This is a genomic window from Pilimelia anulata (assembly GCF_014647895.1).
Lineage (GTDB): Bacteria > Actinomycetota > Actinomycetes > Mycobacteriales > Micromonosporaceae > Pilimelia > Pilimelia anulata.
This window is the reverse complement of record NZ_BMQB01000007.1, coordinates 172,045-191,159: the sequence shown is the minus strand read 5'-3', so window position 1 is coordinate 191,159 and position 19,115 is coordinate 172,045. Positions and strand designations below refer to the sequence as shown.

Sequence of the window (19,115 nt, the reverse complement as noted above, 5' to 3'; positions counted from 1 at the left end):
CGGCGGGAGGTGCGGCGCGTGCGCCCCGCGTGCGGTGCGGGGCGCACGCTGACCGTGGCGGCCGCGGGTGGCGGCCGGGTGGCGCCGGCGGCCGCGTGGAAGCGGCGGCGTCGGCTCGGGGTGGAGGGCGCGTGCGTCAGCGGCGGCACGCCGACGCCGGGACGGACGGCGGCGGGCGTGACCCGGCGCGGCTCCGGGCCGGCGGGCCCGGTCGGCTAGGCGCCGGCCGGGGTGCGGGCCGGCGGCGGCGGGGCCAGGGTCAGCAGCAGGTCGCGGACCGGCGGGCCGTCGTCCGTCGCGCGGCACCGCCCCGGCCAGATCACGCCCATCGCGCGCCGCTCCTTCGGCGTCGTGCCGCCCCACACGCCGTGGCAGTCGCCGACGTCCAGCGCCCAGGCGAGGCACGACCCCTGTACCGGGCAGGCCCGGCAGACGGCGAGCGCCGCGACCGCGGGTTCGTTGGGGGCCGGGAAGAAGAGATCGGGATCGGCCCGGCGGCAGGCGCCCGCGGCCCGCCAAGCCGGGTCGCCGCGCCGCTCGACGAGGGCTCGTCGCAACCGCGGATCGCCCCGCGCGGCGTCGATCTCCTGCGCCCGTGGTGGCCGTGCCCGAGTCATGTGTTCACCTGCCCCGCTCGCTGTCAACCGCGCGGTTTGTATCGCATTGGCGCAGCCCACACAAGGGTTCAATCGGGTTTCTGCCAGTCATCTGACAACAAGGCGACACATCAGACAAGATTGACGGCTATCCATCGTGGAGGGTGTCACCGAGCGTGGCGCAACCCCCACTACCAGGCATCCCCGGATACGCCTCCGCCGTGGGCGTCCGACGGCCTCCGAACGGCTCGGTACGGGGCGCCGGATGCGCCCGCGCGGGGTCGCGGCGGGAGCAGGCGTTCGGTGCGATCCGCACGCCCGGAGGGCGTCGGGTCGGAGCGCGCAGGGGTCCGGGACCGCAGGGGTCGGGCGGGCGCGGCGGACCGGGTGACAAAGGCGGGGTACTGCCGGATCCGGCGTCCGGGAATGTCGGTTAGCAAGACGCGACCCGTCGCTGTGCGCTACGAGAGCCGGGGCGACCGCGTGGGCACGGCGCACCACAACCCAGCGCCGGCCGGGCCGCCGGTGACCGTCGCCGGTGGCCACGGTCCGGGACCTCCGCCGGCCTCCGGCCCGCGTCAGAACAGGGTTGCCGGCGGGTCGTCCGACTCGTGGTCGGGGACCCGGGCGATCAGGTCCGGACCGTCGTTGCGGACGTCGCCGACGGCCGGGCCGACCGGCCGGACCTCGAGCGCGGCGACCGTCGCCGGGGCGGGCGGCGCGAGCAGGTCCGGTCCGGCGGGGCCGGTGAGCCAGTCGGACCAGCGGTCGCGGTCGAGCAGCAGCGGCATCCGGTCGTGCACGTCGACCAGGTCGCCCACCGCGGCGGTGGTGAGGATCGTGCAGGTGTACCGGCCGGGGACCGCCGCGCTGGCCGCCCAGAGGCCGGCGAACACGAGCGGCCCGCCGCCGGTGCCGGTCATGAAGTAGGGGCGCCCGCGCCCCTTCCACTCGTACCAGCCCTCGGCCGGGACGAGGCAGCGGTGCGTGCCGAAGTACCGCCCGTACGTGCTGGACTCCGCCACCCCCTCCGCCCGCGCGTTGATCATGCGGGCGCCGGCCCGCGGATTCTTCGCCCAGTGCGGGACCAAGCCCCACCGGGCCACGGTCAGCACCCGCCGCTCGACCTCGCGGTCGCCGTCGGGGCGCCGGGTCACCCGGACGATCGGTACCGGGTCGGTGGGCGCCACGTTGTAGTCGACGAGGAGCCCGCCCTCGCTCTCGTCGACGGCGTCGAACGCCGCGCTGAGCGCGTCCGCCTGCCGCACGGTCGCATACCGCCCACACATCCCGCCAACCTAACGCCCCCACCCACCGACCGCAGCTCACCCCGACGCGACGGCCGGCTGCTCGGGGCCGCCGGGCGCGCCGGGTGGCAGAAGCGGTGGGTGGGGACGTGCGGGGGTGGGGCAGCGGGCAGGATGGGGGTGTGGCTACCCAGACCCCGACCGGGCCCCCCGTGCCCTGGTCCGCTCCCCCGGCCCCCGCCCCCGTGGCCGGCAGTGTCACGCTGCCCGGCTCCAAGTCGATGACCGCCCGGGCGCTCGTCCTCAGCGCGCTCGGCGCCGGCCCGTCCACGCTGCACGCCCCGCTGCGCGCCCGGGACACCACGCTCATGGCGGCGGCGCTGCGGGCGCTCGGCTGCCACGTCTCCACCGTCGACGACGACCGGTGGATGATCCGGCCCGAGCCGCTGCACGGGCCGGCGCGGATCGACGTGGGCCTCGCCGGTACGGTCATGCGCTTCCTGCCCCCGCTGGCCGCGCTGGCCGACGGGCCGGTGGCGTTCGACGGCGACCCGGCGGCCCGGCGGCGGCCGCTCGGGCCGCTGCTGGACGGGCTGCGCCAGCTCGGCGTGCGGGTGGACACCGCGGACGGCGGACTGCCGATCACCGTGCACGGGACCGGGAAGGTCGCCGGCGGGACCGTGACCATCGACGCGTCGGCGTCGAGCCAGTTCGTGTCGGGGCTGCTGCTGGCGGGGGCGGCGTTCGGCGAGGGGTTGACGATCCGGCACGACGGGCCGCCGGTGCCGTCCGCGCCGCACCTGCGGATGACCGTCCACATGCTGCGCAGCGCCGGCGCCGGGGTGGACGCCGCCGGGGCGGACACCTGGGTGGTCCAGCCGGGGCGGCTGACCGGGCGGAGCTGGGAGATCGAGCCGGACCTGTCCGGGGCCGCGCCGTTCTTCGCCGCCGCGCTGGTCACCGGCGGCCGGGTGACGCTGCGCCAGTGGCCGCGCAGCAGCGCCCAGCCGGTCGACGAGGTGCGCGACCTGCTGACCCGGATGGGCGGTGCGGTCACGCTGGACCACGACGGGCTGACGGTCGCCGGCACCGGTACCGTGCACGGCCTCGACGTCGACCTCGGCGACATCAGCGAGCTGACGCCCGTGGTCGCGGCGCTGGCGGCGCTGGCCGACGGGCCGTCGCGGCTGCGCGGCATCCGGCACATCCGCGGCCACGAGACCGACCGGCTGGCGGCGCTGGCCACCGAGCTGGGCCGGCTCGGTGCCGACGTGCGGGAGAGCGAGGACGGGCTGGCCATCGTCCCGCGCCCGCTGCGCGGCGGGGTGTTCGCCACGTACGACGACCACCGGCTCGCGCACGCGGCGGCGGTGCTCGGGCTGGCCGTGCCGGGGGTCAGCGTGGACGACATCGGCTGTACCGCGAAAACCCTGCCGGAGTTCCCCCGACTATGGTCGACGCTGGTGACCGGAGCGGCGGAGGGCAACCCTGGCTAAGCAGCGGGAGTACGACGAGGACGACGTCCGGGTGCGGCCGGGGCGCGCGTCCCGGCCGCGTACCCGGACCCGGCCGCGGCACGACCACGCCGCGGACGGGCTGGTGATCGCCGTGGACCGGGGCCGGTACTCGTGCGTGGTCGACGAGGACGTGACGCCGGTGACCGCGATGCGCGCCCGTGAGCTGGGCCGCAAGTCCGTGGTCGTCGGGGACCGGGTGGCGCTCGTCGGCGACGTCAGCGGCGACGCCGGGAGCCTGGCGCGGATCGTCCGGATCGCGCCGCGCCGCTCGGTGCTGCGCCGGACCGCGGACGACGACGACAGCACGCCCGAGGGCCGGTTGGAGCGGGTCGTGGTGGCCAACGCCGACCAGCTCGTGATCGTCAGCGCGCTGCGCGACCCGGAGCCGCGGCCGGGGTTCATCGACCGGTGCCTGGTGGCGGCGTACGACGCGGACATCACCCCGCTGCTCTGCCTGACGAAAGCCGACCTGGCCGGGCCGGCGGGGGTGCTGGACTACTACGCCGAACTGGACCTGCCGCACGTGCTGTGCCGCCCGGACGAGCACCCGGCGGCCCTGGTCGCCGCGCTCGCCGGCCGGGTGTCGGTGCTGGTCGGGCACTCCGGCGTGGGCAAGTCCACGCTGGTGAACCGGCTGGTCCCGGACGCCGACCGGGCGGTCGGCGTGGTCAGCGCGATCGGCAAGGGGCGGCACACGTCCACGTCGGCGGTGGCGCTGCGGCTGCCGGACGCGGCCGGCTGGATCATCGACACGCCCGGCGTGCGCAGCTTCGGGCTGGCCCACGTGTCCGCGAACGACGTGCTGCACGGCTTCCCGGACCTGGTCGACGGGACGCTGACCTGCCCGCCGAACTGCGGCCACGCGGCCGCGGACCCGGACTGCGCCCTGCCGGGCTGGGTGGCCGGCGGCAAGGCGGACCAGCGCCGGCTGGCGTCGTACCACCGGCTGCTGGCCTCGCGCGACTCGCTCACCTGAGCCGGCCGGCCCCCCGGGTCGCCGCGACCGCGGATCGGTGCGGGCCCGCGACCGCGGTGCGGCCCGGCGAACGCGGTGCGGGCCGGGCCGGCGGTCCCGTCAGAGGTCGACCGGGCCGCCGGTGCGCCAGTACACGCCCTGGTCCCGGCCGAGCAGGCCCTCGTCGATCAGGCTGCGGCGCAGCGTGGCGTAGTCGTCCATGAACGCGCGCAGCAGCGCGTCCACCGCCGGCTCCGGGTACCGCACGCCCGGCTCGAACGTCACCACCACGTGCTCCAGCACGACCCGGCGCTTGGCCCGGACCACCGGCAGCGCGGCGATCCGGCCGTCCCGGAGGAAGTGGCGCAGGACCGCGGCCCGGCTCGGGTCGTCGTCCAGCGGCTCGGGCGGCGCGGCCCCGGCCGAGCGGACCGCCTCGCGGAACGGCTCCTCGCCGGCGCGCAGCCCGCCGTCGGCGAGGCTGACCAGGCCGCCCTGCTCCAGCCGCCCGAGCGCGACGACGACGGTGCGGCCGGGCAGGCCGGTGGCCCTGGCCACCTCGCCCGGCGAGCGCGCCCCGAGCACCACGGCGGCGAACACCGCCAGCCGGTCGGACTCCGCCAGCAATCCGCACAGCGCCTCGGGCTTCACGCCCGCGAACCTACCGCGAATCCGCCCGCCGCGCCCCGCCCGGAGCACCGCGCGCCGGCCCGGGCACCGCACCACCCCGGACACCGCACCACCACCCCGCCCGCCCCGGACACCGCACCACCGCCACGCCCGCGCGCCGACACCCACCCCGCGCGCGCCCGGCGGCGGGCGGGGATCGGCTAGGTTTCCGGCCATGACGCGGTACGCCGACGACCTTGCCCTCACGCACATCCTGGCGGACACCGCCGACTCCCTGTCCATGGCGCGGTTCCGGGCGCTGGACCTGCACGTGACGGCCAAGCCGGACCTCACCCCGGTCTCGGACGCCGACACCGCCGTGGAGAAGGCCGTCCGGGCGATCCTGGGCCGCAGCCGCCCGCGGGACGCCGTGGTCGGCGAGGAGTTCGGCGCCACCGGGGGCGCGGGGGCGCGGCGCTGGGTGATCGACCCGATCGACGGGACCAAGAACTTCATCCGCGGCGTACCGGTCTGGGCCACCCTGATCGCGCTGCTGGACCACGACGAGCCGGTCGTCGGGATGGTCTCGGCGCCGGCCCTGGGGCGGCGCTGGTGGGCGGCGACCGGTCACGGAGCGTATGCGGGGCGGCACCCGGCGGGGGCGGCGACGCTGCGGGTGTCCGCGGTGTCCCGGCTGGCCGACGCGAGCCTGTGCTACTCGTCGCTGACCGGCTGGGAGCAGGAGGGCCGGCTGCCGGCGATGCTCGGCCTGATGCGGGACGTCTGGCGGACCCGGGCGTACGGCGACTTCTACGGGTACATGCTGCTCGCCGAGGGCGCCCTGGACGCCATGGTCGAGCCGGAGCTGTCGCTGTGGGACCTGGCGGCGCTGATCCCGATCGTGCGCGAGGCCGGCGGTACGTTCACCGACCTGGCCGGCGACGGGGGCACCCGGGGCGGCAGCGCGGTGGCCACCAACGGCCCGCTGCACGCCGCCGTCCTGGACCGCCTGTCCGGGCCCCGGCCGGGGGCCGAGGGGGCCTGACCCGGGCGACCCCGCCCGGCGGCGGCCCCCGCAACGACTATCCTCGCCTGGTGATGTCGTCCGGTTGGATCTTCCTTGCCGCCATGATCGTGGCGTACGGGGTGGCCAACCTGCTCCAATCCATCGCCGCCGCGCGGACGACCGTGCACCACACGCTCGACCCCGGCCTGCTGCTGCGGCTGGCGGTGCACCGGACGTACCTGTTCGGCGTCGGCTGCCAGACGCTCGGCTTCGTGCTCGCCTTCCTGGCCCGCCGCGACCTGCCGTTGTTCCTGGTCCAGGCCAGTGTGGCGGCCGGGCTGGGGGTGACGGCGATCCTCGGCGTACTGGTGGTCAAGTGGCGGCTGCCGCGGGCCGAGGTGTGGCTGCTGGTGCTGCTGTTCCTCGGCGTCGGCGGGCTGGTCGCCGCGGCCCAGCCGGCGCCCGCGCTGCCGATCGGGCTGAGCGGCGTGGTCTGGCTGGCCGCGGTACTGGCGCTGATCGCGCTGCTGTCGGGGTTCGCCGTGCGGCTGCGCGGGGCCCCCGGATCGGTGGCCCTGGGGTCACTCGCGGGGCTGGCGTTCTCGGCCGCGGCCGTGGCCGCGCGGCCGCTGGCCTCGTTGCACGACCCGGCGGCGGTGCTGACCGACCCGCTGCTGTACCTGCTCGTCGCCCACTCGATAGTCGGACAATTGCTGCTCGGCCTCGCCATGCAGCGCGGCTCGACGACCGCGGCGGTGGCGGCGATGGACGCGGCCGGGGCGGTCCCGGCGGCGGTGGTCGGCCTGCTGTTCCTGGGCGACCAGGTGCGGCCGGGCTTCGAGTGGCTGGCCGGCATCGGCTTTCTGGTGACGCTCGCCGCGGTGATCGGCATGACCCGGTACGCCGAGCCGCAGCACCACCACGAGATCGCCGAGCTGCCGGACCGGACACCGGCGCTCACCTCACGCGCGGCGTGACACGCCGGTACGGGTGTTTCGGGGAGGGGTCATCGGGTATTCGCGCCTCATGGCGCTACCGCGTGTAACCGACCCCGTGGTCGTGGTGACCGGTGCCGGAAGTGGCATCGGCGCCGCCACGGCGATCGCGCTCGCCCGCCGCGGGGCGCGGCCGGTGCTGGCCGGGCGCCGCGAGGACGCCCTGCGGGCCGTCGCCGCCGAGTGCGCGCGGGTCGGCACCCCGGCGCTGGTGGTCCCGACCGACGTCACCGACCCCGCGGCCGTCGACCGGCTCGGCGACGCGGCCGTGGACCGGTACGGCCGGCTCGACGTCTGGATCAACAACGCGGGCGTGACCGCGTACGGCAGCTTCGCCGAGCTGCCCGCCGAGGAGTTCGCCCGGGTGCTGGACGTGAACCTGCTCGGCGTCGCCAACGGCATGCGCGCGGCGCTGGGCCACCTGCGCCGGACGGGCCGCGGGATGATCATCAACAACGCGTCGGTGCTGGCGACCGTCGCGGCGCCGTACCAGAGCGCCTATGCCGCGGCCAAGCACGGGGTGCGGGCGCTGGGGTCGAGCGTGCGGCAGGAGCTGCGGCTGTCCGGCGAGCGGGGCATCGCGGTGTGCACGGTGCTGCCGTACAGCATCGACACCCCGCTGTTCCGGCACGCGGCCAACCACGCGGGCCGGGCGGCGCGGCCGGTCCCGCCGGTATACCCGGCGTCGACCGCGGCCCGGGCCATCGTCGGGCTGCTGCGCAAGCCACGCCGCGAGGTGTACGTCGGCACGGCCGCCCGGCTGAGCGTCTGGCCGGTCCGGCTGGCGCCGGCGCTGGCGGAGCGGATCGTCGGCCGGTACGCCGGCTGGACCGCGCTCGGGCGGGCGCACGCACCCGCCGGGCCGGGGAACCTGTTCACCGAGAGCGGCGACGACGCCCGGATCCCCGGCGGGTTCCACGGGCTCGCGCGCACCGCGTTCCGTGCCTCAACGGTCGTGGGCCTCGCCGCCGGAACGGCCGCGCTGGTCGCCCGCCGGGCGCTGGCCCGGCAGGGTGGGTGTTGACGAGATGAGCACGACGCCGGACACGGAACTGCGGATCCGCCTGCTGCCGGCGGTGGGCGCCGCCCGGCGGGCCCGCGAACTGATCACCGAGGCGTGCGCGCGCAACGAGCTGGCGGCGCTGGCCGGGCCGGCGTGCACGGTCGCCACCGAACTGGTCAACAACGCGGTGGTGCACGCGCAGACGCCGTTGGAGCTGGTGGTGGAGCTGCGCACGGACGGGCTGAACATCGCCGTCCACGACGGCTCGCCCCAGCTCCCCAAGCCCCGACTGGCCCAGACGCCGGCCATCCCCGGCGGCCGGGGAATGATCATGGTGGAGGCCCTGTCCGCCCGCTGGGGCGTCGACCCGACCCCCACGGGCAAGGTCGTCTGGGCCCTCCTCTCCACCGGCCTCCCCTGATCACGGAGTCGACCGAGCGCATCCTTCAGCGGACCACCGCCATGAGCGAATCGACCGCCGGCGATAGCCGGAGTCGGGCTTCCGACTGAACGGTACCGACCTCCGTCCGCCACCGACATGATGCACCCACACAGTGCATCTACATCGGATGGTGCGCACAGTGACGGGGATTATTCGTATCGTGGCGGCAGCGACCCTACTGGCGGCCATCGGGGTTCCGCTCCAAGCGGCCACAGCCCCCGCCGAGGCGACAGCCGTGTCGGTGGCAACTCTCGATCCCGCCGAACGGCAGCGGATGCTGAGCGAGGTCGTGGAAGAACAACGGCTATGCCAGCTCGTATCTCGACGCCGATGCCGGCCGACTCACGCTGTATTGGAGAGGTGAACTGCCATCGCACGCGCAAACGCCTTGTTGAATCGGTGAAGCCGAACGGGTTGGTAGTCGACGTGACGTCGGCTCCCTTCACGGAAAAGGAATTGCTGGCCGAGGTCGACCGCATCGCCGACTCCCACATGGGGCCATCGCGTGATCGCACCCAGCCTCACGTATCGGCGGTGGGGCCGACGATCGACGGAACCGGGTTGTTCGTCGAACTCGACAGCACGGGAGACCCGCGGCCCACCGGGACACCCGACCGGAAATGGCGGTCGAGTATTCCGCTCACATACCGGCCGCACACCACCATCGTTCCGGTGGCCGGCAACAACAACATGAACGAGAGCCGCGCCCACGACCGCGAACCTCACTCCGGCGGAGCGCTCATGAAGCGCAACTCCAGCGGCGGATACTCATGTGCTCCTCGGCCTTCTCGCTGACCGTTTCCTCGCCCGCCGCAGAGGTACTGCTGACAGCCGGCCACTGTGGTCAGGGCCACTGGTACAACGATAGCTCCGGCTACGGCAATACCTGGAGCAAGGAGGCGCGCAGCTTCGACGCCATGGTTTTGAGCGCGAAGGTGGACAACCAGGTGTGGGACGGCGGCTGGTACGGCACCGGCGGTCAGTTCCAGAAGAAGGTCAAGGGCGCGCTGGGAACCGTGGCCGGTGCACAACTCTGCCCATCCGGAGCTCCTTCCGGAATCCGGTGCGGCGGACGCGCTGGCGAGGTCAACGTCTCCATTGATCTTCCGGGGTACGGCCGAACCACTCGCAACATCCAGATCGATGGCACGAGCGGGGCCGTACTCGCCGGGAACGGCGACAGCGGCGGTCCGGTGTTCAGCTTGAACGGCGACGGCGTGGACGCCAGGGGAATTATCTCCGGCATGGCCACGGGATCACACGAGAAGCCGCGTGCCGGCGAGCCGGGGAGCGCCAGCCGGAAGTGCAGCAGTCGAATTTTTGCTCCCGACATCACGCACGCGCTCGGGGGCCTCAAGACCGCGAACTCCAACCGCACCTTCAGCGTCAGGCGATAACGCGAGGAGCCGACAAACGCGACAGACGCTCGCGTTTGTCGGCTCGCTCATCGATTCGGTGAGGCGGACGGCGACACGAACCGCAGCGGCGGTACGATCGGATCACCCCCGACGACCCGGACGCGCCCGCGGTACTGCGCGTCCAATAAGTTCTGCTTGTCGCTCGAGTAGTTGAAAATCGCGATCTCCACGGCGCTGCCGTCCACGAGCGGGGTCGCAGATATCACCTTGACGCCGCGCTGCGACCACTGCTCGCGATCGCCCATCACCCCCGCGGCCACCGTTCGGAGTTCTCGCAGGCTGTGCTTCGCGTCCCGAAACTCCATCGCCACTCCACCGGCCCGCTGCCGCGCGGCGGCGTCGAAGCCCGCGGCGGGCCGCCGGTACAGGACCAGGCTCGGGGGGTCGTCCCGAATCCACACGCCAGCGAAGCTGTCGGCGTAGCTGTCGGTCGCCCAGTCGGCGATTCTTGCACTTGCCCTGGTCAGTGCCAGGTCCGTGGTGGGTGTGGGCGTGGCCGTCGGTGCGCCGACGGCGTCCTCCCGGGGTCTGTCGACCACGCTGCCGCAACCCGTCGCACCGGCCATGACTGCGGTAACCGCGGCCACGGTGGGCAACCAGCCCACGGCGACTCTCCCCGTCTGCCTCATGCCGATCCGACGAGCCGCCCCGCCCAGTGGTTCCGGACTTCGGGTTCAGTTCATGATCATTCGGACCTGACTCGCGCCTGACCCGTCATGACGATCTTGCATGGTCAGCAGGTTCGATGGCAGCGCCGAGGGAGGCGTCGAGGAAGGTGGCGATGGTGTCCCAGGTGGGGTTGGGGGTGCCGTTGGTGACGGTTTCCTTGCAATCGGTCACCGTGTAGACCGTCTGCGTGCCGTGGCGGGACGGGCTCATCACATCGTTCATGTTGTGGTTGGCGCCCGGTACCGAGATGAACCGGGTCTCCCGGCAGGCCGCCTTCAGGGCGTCGTACAGCAGGACCGTCTGCTCGTGCGGCACCACCGCGTCGGCCCGGCCGTGCAGGAGCAGCAGCGGCGGGTCGGCCCGGTCGACGTGCGTGATCGGGCTCGCCTGCGCCGCCTTCTCCGGGCACTCCTTGATCGAGCAGCCGATCAGCTTCTCGTGCGGCGCCCCGCCCTGCGCGCTGCCCAGCTTCCGCAGGTCGCTGACGCCGTAGAAGGAGATGCCGGCCTGGACGTCGCTGCGCACCCCGGTGGTGCCGATGCCGCCCTCGAGCGCCTCGACGCCGCCGGTCAGGGTGGCCATGTCGGCCGTCCAGCCGCCGGAGGAGTCGCCGAGGTACGCGAACCGCTTCGGGTCGAGCCGGTACGTCGCCGCGTTGGCCCGCAGGAACCGGATCGCGGCCTTGAGGTCGTGCACCTGCGCCGGGAACGTCGCCTGCGAGCTGGACCGGATGCTGACCCCGGCGACGGCGTACCCCTTCGGGTTGAGGGCGTTGGCGACCGCCCCGGCCCGCTCCTTGCCGTCGTCGCGCTGCCAGGCCGAGCCGCCGGTCCAGATGACCAGCGGCCGGGCAGCGGTGCCCTCGGGCAGGTACAGGTCGAGCAGGTGGCCCTTGCTGCCGGCGGGCTCGGCGGGGGCGTAGGCGACGTTCTTGATCACCTCGGGCGGGCGGGTGGCGGCCGCCGCCGGGTCGGACGGGCCGACCGCGGCGAGCGTCGCCAGCGCCGCGGCACCGGCCAGGGCGGCGCGGGTACGCAGGTGCATGTCGTCTCCTCTGGGGTCCACCTCGGGGGCGAGGTGCCGGCGTGGGGGCGCCGGGGGACGCACCGGAACCATCCGGGCACATCGATGGGCCGAGGCCGACCGTAGGCCACCCCGCGGAAGCCGTCAATGCCCGATGGAATAGCACGATTCCCGGACCGCCGAATTCGACAAGGTCCAGCCATCAATGGAATCGAACACGTCCGCCATGACTCGACCGGGAGCAGCATAATCCCAGCTCACAGGCGCTCATCGGGGCCGGGCGCGCATTCGATCACCCCGCGCAGTGCGGTGAAATTTCACCCGGACCGCACCGGGCTGCACTATTGATTGTTCTCGCTGTCCGCGGACCATTCTTCCGGCGTCCGCGGGCGGCTTTCGGTGTGGCGGGCGCCGGCCGGCGGCGGGAGCGCGGGGTGCCGGCAGCCGGGGGTTTGCGGGGTCCGGCGGCGGCGAGGTCGGTCCGCGGCCTCAGGTCCGGGGCGCGGCGGCCGATCCTGCGCTCCGCCACGGCCGGCCCCTCCCCCCGCCGCGCCGGGCACGGCTGCGGGAGCGGTATATGCGTCGTACGACATGGGTGTGGGCCCGGCGGGCCGCGGTGGGCCTCGCGGGCGCACTGGCGACGGCCGGACTGACCGGTACCGCCCCCGCAGCCGCCACCCCCGCCGCGGACCTGGACGTGATCGTGCGGACCGCCGCCCCGGCGGACGCCGCCGCGGCCGGGGCCGCCGTGCGCCGCCTCGGCGGCGCGGTCGGTCGGCCGCTGGACGTGATCTCCGGCTTCACCGCGCGGGTGCCGCGGGCGGCCGTGCCGGCGCTGCGGGCGGCGCCCGGCGTCGCGGCGGTGACCGCGGACGCGCCCGTGCGACTCAAGGCCGCCGCGCCCCCGGCGCCGACCGGCGAGAAGTGGCGCGACGACGGCGGGAAGGGCGCCCACCCGGCGGCCATCAAGAAGGCGGCGACCAAGCCGGGGCCCAGGGGCGGCCCGGACGCCGGGGCGCTGACCGGCGCCGGGATCGGGGTCGCGATGATCGACTCGGGGGTCACGCCGGTCGCCGGGCTGGACGGCCCGGGCAAGGTCGTCCAGGGCCCGGACCTGTCGTTCGAGTCGCAGGCGCCCGACCTGGCCGGCCTGGACACGTACGGGCACGGCACCCACATGGCCGGCATCATCGCCGGCAGCGACGCGGCCACCCCGGCCGGCGCGGCGCGCTTCGACGGGGTCGCGCCGGGCGCCCGGATCGTCAGCCTCAAGGTGGCGGCGGCGGACGGCGCCAGCGACGTGTCCCAGGTGCTCGCGGCGATCGACTGGGTGGTCGCGCACCGGGACGACAAGGACCTCAACATCCGGGTGCTGAACCTGTCCTTCGGCACCGACACCACCCAGGACCCCCGGCTGGACCCGCTGTCGTACGCCGTGGAGTCCGCCTGGCGCAAGGGCATCGTGGTGGTCGTGTCGGTCGGCAACGACGGCGCCGAGGCGCCGCGGGTGACGATGCCGGCGGCGAACCCGTACGTCATCGCCGTCGGCGCGGTCGACGGCCGCGGCACCGACGACCGGGCCGACGACCGGGTGGCGGCGTTCAGCAGCCGCGGCAGCGCCACCCGGCACGCCGACGTGGTCGCCGCCGGCACCTCGGTGGTGTCGCTGCGCACGCCCGGCTCGTACATCGACAACGCGTACCCGAGCGCCCGGCTGGCGGACGCCGCGGGCGAGCCGCGGCTGTTCCGCGGCAGCGGCACGTCGCAGGCCGCCGCGGTGGTCTCCGGCACGGTGGCGCTGCTGCTCCAGCAGCGGCCCGCGCTCACCCCGGACCAGGTCAAGCGGCTGCTGGTGGACTCGGCCGACCCGATCGCCGGCGCCGATTCGGTCGCCGCGGGCGCCGGGCAGGTCGACCTCGGCGGGGCGGCCGCGCTGGCGGTGCCGGGGCCGAAGGAGGCGACCCAGGCGTACCCGGCCGCAACCGGCCTCGGCTCGCTGGACGCCTCCCGCGGCACCGCCCGGGTGGCCGACGAGTCCGGCGCCGAGCTGACCGGCGAGCGGGACATCTTCGGCAGCCCGTGGGACGCGCGGAGGTGGGCGCCGCAGGCGCGCGAGGGCAAGTCCTGGAAGGACGGCACCTGGAACGGCAACACCTGGACCGGCAGGGACTTCACCGGGCCGCCGGGGAACAGGCGGTGGGCGACCGGCGAGTGGACCGGCCGGTCCTGGACCGGGCGCTCGTGGACCAGCGACAACTGGACCGGGCGCTCGTGGACGGGCCGGAGCTGGACCGGCCGCTCCTGGACGACCGGCACGTGGTTCGGCCGCTCCTGGACGGGCCGCTCCTGGTCCTAGCCCGCCCCGCGGCCGACCCGGCCCGCGAGCGCGGGCCGCCGCGCCCGGGCTAGGCGAAGGAGAACAGCGGCGGGAAGGCCAGCACCACCAGCCACGCCCAGGCCGCGTACACGGCGACGTACCGGGTCTGCCAGCGCTCGGCCCGGGCGAACGGCAGCCGGCCGCGGACGAAGCCGAGGAACAGCCGGGCCGACCAGGTGAGGTTGGCGGCCAGGATGACGTTCTCGCCCAGCGCCGCGGTCTTGTTCGGGCTGAACCCCCACACGGTGATCCGCCCGGCGAGCGCCAGCAGCACGAGGACGTCGATGGCCAGCGCGCTGACCACCAGCCCGAGCTGCAACCGGTCGAACGGTCCGGGCGGCGCGGCGGGGTCGCGGGCCGAGATGGCGTACAGCAGCAGGCCCAGCACGACGGCCAGCAGCAGGTCGAACAGGATCAGCGCGTCCCGTTCGACGTCGATGCCGCGGGCCGTCCAGATCACCGCGCCGAGGAAGGCCAGCAGCGCCGCGGCGAACAGCGGCGTGAACACCCGGGTCAGGACGGGCGCCATGTTCTCGATCACGCTCTGCTTGGCCTCGACCAGCCAGGCGGCCACGACGACGCCGGCCATCCCGCCGCAGGGCAGCAGCCACTGGGAGGCGACGCTCTCGGCGTCGATCCCGATCGCCCGGAACGTGCCCAGCGTGAACGCGGTCAGCACGCCGCCGCCGAGCGCCAGCAGCACGAAGTAGATGAACCACTCGCCGGTGAACCGGATGAAGTCCATCCGGCGCCGGCCGGAGCGCCAGTCGCCGCCGGTGTAGGCGACGCCGACGGCCAGCCACAGCGCCAGCGGCAGGTGGATCGCGCTGAGCACGACGCTCTGCGAGTCGGCGGCCGACGGGTACGCGTTCGCGGCGGCCGCGCCGACGGCGAACAGCAGCGCCAGCGCGCCGAGCACCCGCGGGCCGACCCGGCGCCGCCAGGCGAAGTACGCGGCCAGCGGCGCCAGCGCGAACAGGCCGAGGTTGCGGGCGAGGAAGTCGCCGTCGGCGCCGAACGTGTCCACCCCGAACAGGCCCGGCACCTGGACCGCCAGCGCCGCGCCGGCGGCGCACAGCACCATGGCCAGCAGCTCGCGGCGCGGGCGGCCGCCGGCGGGCCGGTCCGCCCCGGCGGGCAGGACGAGCTGCTTCCACAGCCGCTCGGAGTGCTCCCGGGCGAACTCGCGGGCCAGCGCGTCGAGGTCGCCCATCCGCTTGACGGCGATGAGGAACGCCTCGTCCGCGGCCAGCCCGGCCTCGGTCAGCTCGGCGATCCGGCTGCGGAGGTGGTCCTCCAGCTCGTCGGCGTCGGGGTCGTGCAGCTCGCGGCGGCGCTCCACGTACGCCCGCCACTGGGCGATCCGGGCCTCCTGCCGGGCGTCGGCACCCGTCCCGGCGTCGTCGGCGGTCGTCCCGGCGTCGTCGGCGGTCGTCCCGGCGGGGTCGTCGGCGGTCATCCCGCCACCGCCGGGATCGGCAGGACGGCCGGCGCCGCGCGCCAGACGCCGCGCAGGGCGTCGACGACGGCGGCCCACTGGCGGCGCTGCTCGGCCAGCTCGGCCCGGCCCTGCTCGGTGATCCGGTAGTACTTGCGCCGGCGCCCGCCCTCGGGGGTCCGCCAGGTCGCCTCGACGTGGCCATGCCGCTCGAGCCGGTGCAGCAGCGGGTACAGCAGCCCGTCGGTCCACTCCAGCCGCCCGCCGGAGAGGTCGTTGACGTGCTTGAGGATCGCGTACCCGTAGCTCTCGCCGTCGGCGAGGATGCCGAGCACGAGCGGGGTCGCCGAGGCCGCGACCAGGTCCTTGGTGATGTGCACGGACCCTCCCTAGAACTGCAATGCATAGTACTGCTAGGTATCGCCGCTCGGCAAGTCCGGCGCGCCGGGCGGACAACGGCTCTCCGGACGGCGTTCCGCCCGCGCGGACGACACCCACCGCGTAAGGACACGGCCGTGACACGCATCCCCGGTGCTGTCCTCGCCGGCGCGCTCGGCGCCGCCGGCCGCCGCGGCGACCCGGGCCGGTCCCGCGTCGTCGACGGCGGGGGCGCCGGGAGCGCCCCGTGGGCGGTCCGGGTCAACCGCGGCGACGGCGGCGCTCAGTCGGCGGCCAGGCCGCGCTCGATCGCGTATCGGGTGAGCTGCACCCGGTTGTGCAGGTGCAGCTTGCTCAGCGTGTTCTGCACGTGGTTCTGCACCGTCCGGTGGCTGAGCGTCAGCCGGTCGGCGATCTGCTTGTACGACAGGCCCTTGGCCACCAGCCGCAGCACCTCGGTCTCCCGGTCGGTGAGCCGCGGCGCCGGCAGCCCGCCGGGCGCGCCGCCGGCCAGCCGGCGGTACTCCCCCAGCACCAGCCCGGCCAGGCCCGGCGTGAACACCGCCCGCCCGGCGGCGGTGGCCCGCACCGCCTCGACGAACTCCGCGGTGCTCGCCGACTTGAGCAGGTACCCGGTGGCGCCGGCCTTCACCGCGTCCAGCACGTCCTGCTGCTCGCCGCTGGCCGACAGCATCAGCACCCGGGCGGCCGGCGCGGCGGTGGCCAGGCCGCGGATCACCTCGACGCCGCCGATGTCCGGCAACTGCAGGTCCAGCACGACCACGTCCGGGCGGGCGGCCGGGGCGAGCCGGACGGCCTGCCCGCCCTCCCCGCTCGCGGCGACCACGGCGAAGCCGGCCTCGGCCAGGTCGCGGGCCACGCCCTCGCGCCACATCGGATGGTCGTCGACGACCATCACCCGGATCGGCTCGGTGGGATCGGTCATCCCCGCAGCGTACGCGGCACCCGCAGCTCCACCTCGGTACCCTCGTCCGGCTCGGAGTGGATCGTCGCGGTGCCGCCCAGGTCGGCGAGCCGGCCGAGGATCGACTGGGCGACGCCCAGCCGGCCGTCCGCGGCGGCCTCGTCCAGCCGGCCCGGCACGATGCCCGGCCCGTCGTCGCGGACGGTGACGGTCACCGCCGCCGGCTCGTCCTCGACCAGCACCCACGCCCGGGTGGCCGGGCCGCCGTGCCGGGCCACGTTCGCCAGCGCCGCGCCGACCGCCCGGGCCAGCTCCGCGGCCACCGGCTCCGGCAGCGGCACCGGGGCGGCGGGCGCGGCCACCGAGATCGACCGGCCGGCGTACGGGCGCAGCAGCGCGCGCAGGTCCGCCTCGCCGCCGGCCGGCTCGGGCGGGGCGGCGCCGATCAGCGCCCGCAGCGCCGCCTCCTGCTCGCCGGCCAGCCGGGCCAGCTCGCCGGCCTCGCCGTCCAGCCGGGCGCCGCGCCGGGCGACCATCGCCAGCACCTGGAGGACGGAGTCGTGGATGCCCCGGGCCAGCCGCTCCCGCTCGGCGGCGGCGGCCTCCCGCTGGGCGGCCTCGCGCAGCCGCCGCTCGACGTCGGCGGCCAGCCTGGCGACGTGGCCGGTGGACAGGCCGGCGAGCAGCATCAGGATGATCCCGGTCGCGGCGGCCTGGCCGGCGCTGCCCCGGACCACCCCCTCGACCGCGCCGAGCACGACCGCGGCGGCCAGCCCGCGCCGCCGCCCGCCGGCCACCGCCCAGGCCAGCACGACCCCGCCGATCCAGGCCGGCGCCAGGGTGGGCAACTGGTGCCGCAGCGGGTCCAGCCCCACCACCCACAGGGTGCTCAGCTCCACCGCGGCGGTCACCGCCAGGTCGGCGCCCAGCAGCGGCCAGCGGCGGCGGGCCGGGTCGGCGTACCCCCACCCGGTCGCCGCCGTCCAGGCGGCCATCACCGCCAGGGCCAGCCAGGCGTACGGCGGGTGGGCGTACCCGGCGCTGTTGACCGCGGTCAGGTAGGCGACGAAGACCAGGGCCAGGACCCGGTACACGGCGACGGCCCGCCAGAGCGCCTCGCGCAGGCCGTCCGGGTGGGTCGGGGTGAAGCGCACCGGACCAGCCTACGGACCGGGACGGTACGCTGCTGGTGCGCGGGCGCCGGGGGCGTCGTAGGGTGGGCGGAGCGCCCGCCCCGCGGGTGGCCCGCCGCACCGGCCCGCGCCGGCCGCCGGGCCGGCCCGCCCGATCGTCCCGTCCGCCTCCGCCGCCGAAGGATGCCGTGGTCAGCTCTGGTTCCGCGTCGACCGATCCGGTCCCCGCGCCGCTGCCTGGCGAGGAGCTGCTGGACCGCGAGTTCGCGCACGCCGACGTCACCTCCATCCGGCACCTGCTGAGCACCGCCGCCGGGTCCGCGGGGCTGGCCAACCAGTCGCTCGACGACTTCGTGCTGGCGGTCAACGAGCTGGTCACCAACGCCGTCCGGCACGGCGGCGGGACCGGCCGGCTGCGACTGTGGCGGGCCAGCGAGGGGCTGTGCTGCGAGGTGGCCGACGCCGGTACCGGGCTGCCCGGCGACCACCCGGTCGGCCGGGAGCGCCCGCGCACGGACGTGGCCGGCGGCTGGGGCATGTGGCTCGCCCGCCGGCTGAGCACCGCGATGTCGGTGACCACGGGCGCCGCGGGCACGACGGTACGGATCATGGTCCAGCTCTCGGAGGTCTGACACCCGTGCGTACGTTCGCCGCGCCCGACGAGCTGCGCGCCGCCGTCGGCGAGCACCTGGGGTACAGCGCCTGGCGCGCCGTCGACCAGGCCCGGATCGACGGGTTCGCCGACGCCACCGACGACCACCAGTGGATCCACACCGACCCGGCCCGGGCGGCCGCCGGCCCGTACGGCGGGACCATCGCCCACGGGTACCTGGTCCTGGCGCTGCTGCCGACGCTGGTCACCGAGGTGTTCGCCGTCGAGGGGGCCCGGCTGCGGGTCAACTACGGGCTGGACCGGGTCCGCTTCCCGGCCCCGCTGCGCACCGGCGACGAGATCCGGGCCGGCGTCGAGGTGGCCGGGGTGGGCGAGGTGCCCGGCGGGCTGCACCTGGAGCTGGCGGTGACGGTGGAGCCGCGCTCCGGCGGCAAGCCCTGCTGCGTGGCCCGCACGTTGACCCGCCTGTACGTCTGACGCCCGTACGCCCGACGCCGACCCGCCCGTACGCCCGACGGCCCGGCGTCCGGGCCCGGACGTGGCCGGAAAACCGTGTCGGCGCCCCTTCCCGGCCCGCAACTACCGGAAAGGAGCGCCGACACCTCTATGGGTTCCGGCCGGCCGGCGCGGCGTCTCCCTCACCAAGACGCGTTGCCGGTCGACCGGTGCCTTGACCACAACCGGCCGAGGGGGACGACCGACCGGCACTGTCAAGGACGCCGGGATGTGTGGAGTTGTGTCGCGGTGTCCGCGAATATCGACGATCCTCGC

21 protein-coding genes are annotated in these 19,115 nt (G+C 75.4%); 12 read left to right on the top strand and 9 right to left on the bottom strand.

Annotated features, from left to right (window positions below):
• The first annotated feature begins 18 nt into the window (after positions 1–18).
• Positions 19–219 carry a hypothetical protein gene (locus tag IEY94_RS16870; RefSeq protein ID WP_189171145.1) on the top strand — a complete coding sequence of 67 codons (201 nt, stop codon included), beginning with the start codon at positions 19–21 and terminating at the stop codon, positions 217–219.
• Here the strand turns inward: IEY94_RS16870 and IEY94_RS23655 are convergent.
• A complete protein-coding gene (locus IEY94_RS23655) occupies positions 216–617 on the bottom strand; it encodes a WhiB family transcriptional regulator (RefSeq protein WP_189171144.1) in 402 nt (133 codons plus the stop codon). The genes IEY94_RS16870 and IEY94_RS23655 overlap by 4 nt on opposite strands.
• A 557-nt stretch (positions 618–1,174) precedes the next feature.
• Entirely contained in the window at positions 1,175–1,885 is a 711-nt protein-coding gene (locus IEY94_RS16860; protein WP_189171143.1) for an SOS response-associated peptidase, read from the bottom strand.
• 140 nt (positions 1,886–2,025) lie between these two features.
• On the opposite strand from IEY94_RS16860, the gene aroA reads away from it, so the two are divergent.
• Positions 2,026–3,339, top strand: coding sequence for a 3-phosphoshikimate 1-carboxyvinyltransferase (gene aroA / locus IEY94_RS16855; protein WP_189171142.1), 1,314 nt, complete (start codon positions 2,026–2,028; stop codon positions 3,337–3,339).
• Positions 3,340–3,370: 31 nt separating this feature from the next.
• Positions 3,371–4,336, top strand: a complete 966-nt coding sequence (gene rsgA, locus IEY94_RS16850) for a ribosome small subunit-dependent GTPase A (RefSeq protein ID WP_189171141.1) — start codon at positions 3,371–3,373, stop codon at positions 4,334–4,336.
• Between the two features lie 99 nt (positions 4,337–4,435).
• Here the strand turns inward: rsgA and IEY94_RS16845 are convergent, their stop codons facing one another.
• The gene (locus tag IEY94_RS16845) at positions 4,436–4,966 is read right to left on the bottom strand and encodes a DUF2087 domain-containing protein (protein ID WP_229784125.1); all 531 of its coding nucleotides are present in this window, start codon (positions 4,964–4,966) and stop codon (positions 4,436–4,438) included.
• 193 nt (positions 4,967–5,159) lie between these two features.
• Here IEY94_RS16845 and hisN point away from each other — a divergent pair, with 193 nt between their 5' ends.
• The 6 genes from hisN (at position 5,160) to IEY94_RS16815 (ending at position 9,767) form a co-directional block, all read left to right on the top strand.
• Positions 5,160–5,969, top strand: coding sequence for a histidinol-phosphatase (hisN, locus tag IEY94_RS16840; protein ID WP_189171139.1), 810 nt, complete (start codon positions 5,160–5,162; stop codon positions 5,967–5,969).
• Positions 5,970–6,052: 83 nt separating this feature from the next.
• Positions 6,053–6,907 carry a hypothetical protein gene (locus tag IEY94_RS16835; RefSeq protein ID WP_229784177.1) on the top strand — a complete coding sequence of 285 codons (855 nt, stop codon included), beginning with the start codon at positions 6,053–6,055 and terminating at the stop codon, positions 6,905–6,907.
• 49 nt (positions 6,908–6,956) lie between these two features.
• A complete protein-coding gene (locus IEY94_RS16830) occupies positions 6,957–7,949 on the top strand; it encodes an SDR family oxidoreductase (RefSeq protein WP_189171137.1) in 993 nt (330 codons plus the stop codon).
• Between the two features lie 4 nt (positions 7,950–7,953).
• Positions 7,954–8,349, top strand: coding sequence for an ATP-binding protein (locus IEY94_RS16825; protein ID WP_189171136.1), 396 nt, complete (start codon positions 7,954–7,956; stop codon positions 8,347–8,349).
• A gap of 327 nt (positions 8,350–8,676) precedes the next feature.
• Positions 8,677–9,165: a hypothetical protein gene (locus IEY94_RS16820; RefSeq protein WP_189171135.1), complete on the top strand. Its 489-nt coding sequence runs from the start codon at positions 8,677–8,679 to the stop codon at positions 9,163–9,165.
• Entirely contained in the window at positions 9,141–9,767 is a 627-nt protein-coding gene (locus IEY94_RS16815; RefSeq protein ID WP_189171134.1) for a trypsin-like serine protease, read from the top strand. Before IEY94_RS16820 ends, IEY94_RS16815 begins: the two co-directional genes overlap by 25 nt.
• 47 nt (positions 9,768–9,814) lie before the next feature.
• Here the strand turns inward: IEY94_RS16815 and IEY94_RS16810 are convergent, their stop codons facing one another.
• Positions 9,815–10,393 (bottom strand): hypothetical protein, encoded by a 579-nt coding sequence (locus tag IEY94_RS16810; RefSeq protein ID WP_189171133.1) that lies wholly within the window; start codon positions 10,391–10,393, stop codon positions 9,815–9,817.
• Positions 10,394–10,502: 109 nt separating this feature from the next.
• Entirely contained in the window at positions 10,503–11,501 is a 999-nt protein-coding gene (locus tag IEY94_RS16805; protein WP_189171132.1) for a prolyl oligopeptidase family serine peptidase, read from the bottom strand.
• A 556-nt stretch (positions 11,502–12,057) separates the two neighbouring features.
• On the opposite strand from IEY94_RS16805, the gene IEY94_RS16800 reads away from it, so the two are divergent.
• Positions 12,058–13,836 (top strand): S8 family serine peptidase, encoded by a 1,779-nt coding sequence (locus IEY94_RS16800; RefSeq protein WP_189171131.1) that lies wholly within the window; start codon positions 12,058–12,060, stop codon positions 13,834–13,836.
• A 49-nt stretch (positions 13,837–13,885) separates the two neighbouring features.
• Here IEY94_RS16800 and IEY94_RS16795 read toward each other — a convergent pair whose 3' ends face one another.
• From IEY94_RS16795 to macS, 4 genes are all read right to left on the bottom strand, one after another.
• The gene (locus IEY94_RS16795; RefSeq protein ID WP_229784124.1) at positions 13,886–15,316 is read right to left on the bottom strand and encodes a permease prefix domain 1-containing protein; all 1,431 of its coding nucleotides are present in this window, start codon (positions 15,314–15,316) and stop codon (positions 13,886–13,888) included.
• Complete coding sequence (locus IEY94_RS16790) at positions 15,313–15,675, bottom strand: PadR family transcriptional regulator (RefSeq protein ID WP_189171130.1); 363 nt, start codon at positions 15,673–15,675, stop codon at positions 15,313–15,315. Before IEY94_RS16790 ends, IEY94_RS16795 begins: the two co-directional genes overlap by 4 nt.
• Positions 15,676–15,956: 281 nt before the next feature.
• Complete coding sequence (locus tag IEY94_RS16785) at positions 15,957–16,619, bottom strand: response regulator (RefSeq protein WP_189171129.1); 663 nt, start codon at positions 16,617–16,619, stop codon at positions 15,957–15,959.
• Entirely contained in the window at positions 16,616–17,752 is a 1,137-nt protein-coding gene (gene macS, locus IEY94_RS16780; RefSeq protein ID WP_229784122.1) for a MacS family sensor histidine kinase, read from the bottom strand. Before macS ends, IEY94_RS16785 begins: the two co-directional genes overlap by 4 nt.
• 167 nt (positions 17,753–17,919) lie before the next feature.
• On the opposite strand from macS, the gene IEY94_RS16775 reads away from it, so the two are divergent.
• Both IEY94_RS16775 and IEY94_RS16770 read left to right on the top strand, forming a co-directional pair.
• Positions 17,920–18,363, top strand: a complete 444-nt coding sequence (locus tag IEY94_RS16775; protein ID WP_268244852.1) for an ATP-binding protein — start codon at positions 17,920–17,922, stop codon at positions 18,361–18,363.
• A 5-nt stretch (positions 18,364–18,368) separates the two neighbouring features.
• A complete protein-coding gene (locus IEY94_RS16770; protein ID WP_229784120.1) occupies positions 18,369–18,821 on the top strand; it encodes a MaoC family dehydratase in 453 nt (150 codons plus the stop codon).
• Positions 18,822–19,115 lie beyond the last annotated feature (294 nt).